The following is a 6,129-nucleotide window of genomic DNA, read 5'->3' on the forward strand; positions in this document are numbered from 1 at the left end:
AGCAGGCGACTGTTAATCGCCTTGTCGCAGGTTCGAGTCCTGCTCGGGGAGCCAGCCCCATCCCGATCGCTCCCGTCCCTTGCACGACCCGCTGCGTATGCGGCCTTCGGCCTCCTGCGCGTCCGCGCGCGGATTCCGAGTCGGGTCGTGTCCGACCGGCTCTCACCCCGCGACGGCGGAGGTGAGGGCGACGCGGACCCGGAGACCGCGTCCATCGATGCCCGGGTGCAGCGAGACGGTGCCGCCCAGGCGTTCGGCGAAGGCCTTCACGATGGCGAGCCCCAGACCGCTGCCGGTCGGATCGTCCTGCCGTTCCAGGCGATAGAAGCGCTCGAACACGCGGGCGTGCCGGTCCTCGGGGATGCCGGGCCCGTCATCCTCCACGTCGATGCAGGCCCGCTCGAAGCCCTCCCGCGTCGCCTCGCGCGTCACCGAAACCCGGACGCGGCCGCCGGGCCGGTTGTAGCGGATCGCGTTGTCGATCAGGTTCCGCAGGATCTCCTCGACGAGGAGCGGCTCGACCCGGGCGACGACCGGCGCCTCCGGCCCCTCGAACGACAGCGTGATCCGCCGCTGCCGCGCGGCATCGACGAGGTCGCGCGCGGTGTCCCGGACGTGTTCGGTCAGGTCGCTCGCGATGGCGTCGCCGCGACGGGCCGCCTCCTCCACGCCCGCCAGGACGAGCAGCTGCGCGATGAGGCGGTCGAGCCGATCGACGGCCCCGTCGATGTCGGCGCGCGAGGAGCGCCATCCGGGGCTGTCGGCGGGCTGCCGGTCGAGCAGGCGCAGATGCGTCTTCAGGATGGCGACCGGCGTCCGCAACTGATGCGATGCGTCCGCGGTGAAGCGGCGCAGCACCGTCATGGCGTCGTTGAGGCGCGTCAGCAACGCGTTCAGGGCCTCGACCAGCGGCAGGGCTTCCCGGGGCACGCCCGCGACCGAGAAGGCCGGAACGGCGCCGCGCTCGTGGAAGCGGTTCTCGACCGCGCGGCGCAGGTCGTCCATCGGCGACAGGCCCATCCGCACCGCGAACCAGACGAGCAGGCTGCCGACCGCGGCCAAGGTCGCGCCCAGCGCCGTCAGGGCGACGAGCATGCGCCGAACCAGCAGGTCGCGCCCGTGCGTGGTCTCGGCGACCTGCACGAGGGCCGCGTGACGCGTGATGTAGATCGGCTTCAGCATCGCGCCGATGCGGACCCGCTGGCCGCGGAACACGGCGTCGCGGTAGGTCAGCGTCTCGGGCGGCGGCATCGGGTCGGGTTGCGGCAGGTCCTCGTAGCCCGTCACGAAGGTCCCGCCGTCGGTGATGCTGTAGTAGATGCTGTCGCGCTGCGCGTTCGACAGCATGCCGAAGGCGGCCGCCGGCAGATCGAGCGCGACGCTGCCGTCCTGGACGGTCAGGTGCTCGGCGATCGACAGGATCGAGCCGGCCAGCACCCGGTCGTAGGCGCTGGTCACGAAGGTGCTCACGAACCAGGCGCCGCCGACGCCCAGCGTCACCGCGAGCGCCGCCATCGGAACCATCAGGTAGGCGGCGACGCGGACCCGCAGTGAGCGGGTGCTGCGCAGGCTCACCGGCCCTCTCCGCCCCGGTCCTCCGCCGGGCCCGGCTCCATCAGGTAGCCGAGACCGCGCAGGGTGACGATGCGCGGGCCCGCCGCGCCGAAATGGCGGCGCAGCCGCGCCACGTAGACCTCTATGGCGTTGGGCGAGATCTCCTCGTCGAAGCCGAAGACCTCCGCGACGAGGCGCTCCTTCGAGACCACGCGGCCGGCCCGGGTGATCAGCGATTCGAGGATCGCGAGCTCGCGCTTGCGCAGCGGCAGGTGGCGGCCCGCGAGCGTCGCGACCTGGCCCGAGCGGTCGAGGACGAGGTCCGCGCAGCTCACGATCGGGTCGGGCCGGCCGTGTCCGCGCCGCACCAGGGCCCGCACCCGCGCCTCAAGCTCGGCCGGATCGAAGGGCTTTGCGAGATAGTCGTCCGCCCCGAGGTCGAGCCCGGTGACCCGGTCGGCCACGGCGGCCCGCGCCGTGAGGATCATCACCGGTACCGTGAGGCCCGCCCGCCGGATCTCGCGCAGCACCTCGAAGCCGGAGCGGTCGGGCAGCCCGAGATCGAGCACGACCAGGGCGTAGGCCTCCTGGCGCAGCAGGGGCAGCACGTCGGCGCCGCTCGCTTCGTGATCCACCGCGAAGCCGCTGAGCCGCAGCGACGCGACGACGCCGCGTGCGAGCGCGGCGTCATCCTCCACGATGAGGATCCGCATCGGTCGTCGTCCTCCGCGCCCCGCACCGACCGGCGGCGCCTCGGTGAGCCTAGAACATCCGGCCCCGACGACGATACCGCTCCGCGTGAGAGTTGGGCGTTCCTGCAAGGCGTCGGTCGCACCGGCGGCCGTGCGGGACCACAGGGCCGGGATCGCGCCCTCGAACGGAGCGGCGCCCGGGCGGGACGGCGGGCGAGAACAGGTTTCGCGGCCCATGCAGTCCGTGTCAGGATGATGAAAGCCTGGATGCCTACGGTCACCGGACAGGCGCGCCATGAGACGCGCCGTGCCCGGGAGGATCGTTCCATGAAGATGCGGCTTGCCGCCTCGCTCGCCCTGTTCTGTGCAGCCGTCCCGGCCGCGCTGGCCCAGACCGTGCCGCAGGGCTATCCGGCCTCCTACGCGGAGGTGATCGCGGCCGCCGAGAAGGAAGGCGCGCTCTCGATCTACGCCACCGCCGACGCCTCCGAGGTGTCCGACCTGCTGGCCCAGTTCCGGGCGCTCTACCCGAAGCTGAAGGTCGAGTACGCCGACCAGAACTCGACGGAACTCTACAGCCGCTACGTCGCCGAGGCCGCGGCCGGCAAGACCGCGGACTTCATCTGGTCCTCGGCGATGGATCTTCAGATCAAGCTCGTCAACGACGGCTACGCCCTGACCTACGCCTCGCCCGAGAAGACCGCGCTGCCGGACTGGGCCAAGTGGAAGGACCAAGCCTACGGCACCACGGCCGAGCCCATCGTCTTCGCCTACAACAGCCGTCTGGTGCCCGAGGCCGAGGTGCCGCGCAGCCACGCCGATTTCGCCAAGCTGATCGCCCAGAAGAAGGACGCCTACCGGAGCAAGGTCACGTCCTACGATCCCGAGCGTTCCGGCGTCGGCTTCCTTTACATCACGCAGGACGTCCAGATCAGCCCCCAGACCACCTGGGACACCGTGAAGGCCATGGGTCAGGCGGGGGCCAAGTTCTACACCTCGACCGGCGCGATGATCGAGCGCGTGGTCTCGGGCGAGCACACGCTGGCCTACAACATGATCGGCTCCTACGTGCTCCAGCGCAACCACAAGGATCCGACGCTCGCCTACGTCCTGCCGAAGGACTACACGCAGGTGATGTCGCGCATCGGCTTCGTGTCCGCGAAGGCGAGGAACCCGAACGCCGCCAAGCTCTTCCTCGACTTCCTGCTCTCCCGGGCCGGACAGGTCGAGCTCGCCAAGAAGGCGATGACCTCGGTGCGCACCGACCTGCAGGAGACGCACGGCATCACCAGCCTGCCCGGGGTGGGCGACGTCACGCTGCGGCCGATCCGGGTCGGGCCGGAACTCCTGACCCAGCTCGACCAGATCACGCGACTGCGCTTCATCAAGCAGTGGCAGAAGACGCTCGCGGCGAACTGAGGCCAGAGCCGATGCCCCGCTCCTTCCGCATCGCGGTCGTGCTCGCGACCGCGCTGATGATCCTCGCCCCCGTGGGGCTGGTGGTCTACCAGAGCTTCCTCAGCGGCCCCTTCTTCCAGCCGTCGAGCACCTTCACCACCCAGGCCTACGCGTTCGTCCTCTTCGAGGAGGACGATTTCCGCGAGGCCTTCGTGAACTCCGCCATCATCGCCGCCGGCATGACGGCGATCGCCGTGCCGCTCGGCTGCATCATGGCCTTCCTGCTGGTCCGCACCGACCTGCCGGGGCGCCGCCTCATCGAGCCGCTCGTGCTCGTGCCGATGTTCGTCTCCTCTGTTGTGCTGGCCTTCGGCTTCGTGGTGGCGCTCGGCCCCGTCGGCATCGTCAGCGTCTGGGCGAAGGGGCTGGTCGGCACCATCCCCTGGTACCTCTACTCGAAGACCGCGCTCATCGTGATCGCGGGGCTGACCCACGTGCCCCACGTCTTCCTCTACGCCTCCTCGGCCCTGCGCTCGCTCGGTTCCGACGTGGAGGAGGCCGCCCGCTCGTCGGGCGCCGGCCCCTTCCGGGTCGCGCTGACGGTGAGCCTGCCGATGATCATGCCGAGCATCCTCTACGCGACGGTGCTGGTGTTCTTCCTCGGCTTCGAGCTGTTCGGCCTGCCGCTGGTGCTGGGCGATCCCGAGCGGATCCTGGTGCTCGCCACCTACCTGTACAAGCTCACCAACAAGCTCGGCACGCCCTCCTACGACCTGATGGCCGTGGTGGTGGTCTCGATCATCCTGGTGACGCTGCCGCTGGTCTACACGCAGCGCAAGCTCCTCGCCGCCGCCAACCGCTACGTCGCGGTCAAGGGCAAGGCCAGCGCCCAGCGGCCGCTCGCCATCGGCGCGTGGCGCTGGCCGGCGGTCGGGCTGATCGTGGCCTGGCTCGGCTTCACCGTGGTGATCCCGGTCTCGGCGCTGGTGCTGCGCTCCTTCCTCTCAACCTGGGGCGAGGGCGTCGCGATCTGGCCGAACCTGACGCTCGCCCACTTCCGCGAGCTGATGGGCTACCCGAACCTCGTGCGCGGCATCGTCAACACGCTGCTCATCGCCTCGGTCGGCGGCGCGCTCTCGGTCGGCTTCTACGCGCTCGTCAACCTCGCGCTGCACCGCTGGCGCTCGCGCTGGACGGCGCTGATGGACTACCTCGTGCTGGTGCCGCGCGCCATGCCGGGCCTGATCGCGGGTCTGGCCATGTTCTGGCTGTTCCTGTTCACCCCCGTCCTGCAGCCGTTCCGCCAGACCCTGTTCAGCCTGTGGCTCGCCTACACGCTGGTCTGGCTCGCCTACGGCATGCGTCTGGTGAGCGCCTCGCTCCTCCAGATCGGGCCGGAACTCGAGGAGGCCGGCCGGGTCGTCGGGGCCCGCCCCGCCCAGGTCAGCCGCGACGTCACCCTGCCGCTGATCAAGGCCGGCCTCGTCGGCTCCTGGGTGCTGATCTTCGTGACCTTCGTCCGCGAGTACTCCACGGGCGTCTACCTGCTCAGCCCCGGCACGGAGGTGATCGGCTCGCTCCTCGTCTCCCTCTGGGGCACCGGCGCCGTCGACCTCGTCACCGCGCTCTCCACCGTCAACCTCGTCCTCATCCTCGTCGGCCTCGCGCTGATGTTCGCCCTCGGGAACAAGCGTCATGCCTAAGCTCGCCATCGAAGATCTCCACCTGCGCTACGGCGCGGTCGAAGTCCTGAAGGGCATCGACGCCCAGTTCGAGGAGGGCTCGGTCGTCTGCCTCCTCGGGCGCTCCGGCAGCGGCAAGACCACGCTGCTGCGCTCGATCGCCGGCCTGGAGGAGCCCTACCGGGGCGCCATCCGCATCGACGGCCGCCCGGTCTACGACGCGGGGGCCAAGGTCAACCTGCCCCCGGAGCGGCGCGACCTCGGTTTCGTGTTCCAGTCCTACGCCCTCTGGCCGCACAAGACGGTGTTCGAGAACGTCGCCTACGGCCTGCGCCTGCGCGGCCAGGGCAAGGCCGACATCACCCGGCGGGTTCAGGAATCCCTCGACGGCGTCGGCCTCGGCGCTCTCGGCGCGCGCTACCCCTCGCAGCTCTCGGGCGGCCAGCAGCAGCGCGTCGCCATCGCCCGGGCGCTTGTCTACGAGCCGCCGGTCATCCTCCTCGACGAGCCGCTCTCGAACCTCGACGCGAAGCTGCGGGAGGAAGCCCGGATCTGGATCCGGTCGCTGATCAAGCGGCGCGGCATCACGGCGGTCTTCGTCACGCACGACCAGGCCGAGGCGCTCGCCATCGCCGACCAGGTCGTGCTGCTCGACGGCGGCAAGCTCGTGCAGTCTGGCACGCCGGAGGATCTCTACGAGCGGCCCGCGACGCTGTTCGCCTCCGAGTTCATGGGGACCAACAACACGCTCTCGGTGGGCGTGGCCGAGCGGCGGGACGGCCGGGCGCTGGTCGATCTCGGCG

The 6,129-nt window shown here is 70.5% G+C and carries 5 protein-coding genes; 3 read left to right on the forward strand and 2 right to left on the reverse strand.

Going from position 1 to position 6,129, the window contains the following annotated elements; genetic code table 11:
* Positions 1–162 precede the first annotated feature (162 nt).
* Together AX737_RS05535 and AX737_RS05540 are read right to left on the reverse strand one after the other, a co-directional pair.
* On the reverse strand, positions 163–1,575 hold the full coding sequence (locus AX737_RS05535; protein WP_066919662.1) for a sensor histidine kinase: 1,413 nt from the start codon (positions 1,573–1,575) through the stop codon (positions 163–165).
* Complete coding sequence (locus AX737_RS05540) at positions 1,572–2,267, reverse strand: response regulator transcription factor (RefSeq protein WP_066919664.1); 696 nt, start codon at positions 2,265–2,267, stop codon at positions 1,572–1,574. Before AX737_RS05540 ends, AX737_RS05535 begins: the two co-directional genes overlap by 4 nt.
* Positions 2,268–2,573: 306 nt before the next feature.
* On the opposite strand from AX737_RS05540, the gene AX737_RS05545 reads away from it, so the two are divergent.
* From AX737_RS05545 to AX737_RS05555, 3 genes are all read left to right on the forward strand, one after another.
* Positions 2,574–3,665 carry an ABC transporter substrate-binding protein gene (locus AX737_RS05545; protein ID WP_066919666.1) on the forward strand — a complete coding sequence of 364 codons (1,092 nt, stop codon included), beginning with the start codon at positions 2,574–2,576 and terminating at the stop codon, positions 3,663–3,665.
* A gap of 11 nt (positions 3,666–3,676) precedes the next feature.
* Positions 3,677–5,347: an iron ABC transporter permease gene (locus AX737_RS05550; RefSeq protein WP_066919668.1), complete on the forward strand. Its 1,671-nt coding sequence runs from the start codon at positions 3,677–3,679 to the stop codon at positions 5,345–5,347.
* A partial coding sequence (locus tag AX737_RS05555; RefSeq protein ID WP_066919671.1) for an ABC transporter ATP-binding protein occupies positions 5,340–6,129 on the forward strand: 790 nt, incomplete at its 3' end. The genes AX737_RS05550 and AX737_RS05555, both read left to right, overlap by 8 nt.

The sequence above is a fragment of the Methylobacterium sp. CCH5-D2 genome (assembly GCF_001556475.1).
GTDB lineage: Bacteria > Pseudomonadota > Alphaproteobacteria > Rhizobiales > Beijerinckiaceae > Methylobacterium > Methylobacterium hispanicum.

Coding starts and splice junctions, on each gene's coding strand:
- AX737_RS05540 (WP_066919664.1), bottom strand. CDS start 2,267: ATGCGGATCCTCATCGTGGAGGATGACGCCGCGCTCGCACGCGGCGTC.
- AX737_RS05545 (WP_066919666.1), top strand. CDS start 2,574: ATGAAGATGCGGCTTGCCGCCTCGCTCGCCCTGTTCTGTGCAGCCGTC.
- AX737_RS05550 (WP_066919668.1), top strand. CDS start 3,677: ATGCCCCGCTCCTTCCGCATCGCGGTCGTGCTCGCGACCGCGCTGATG.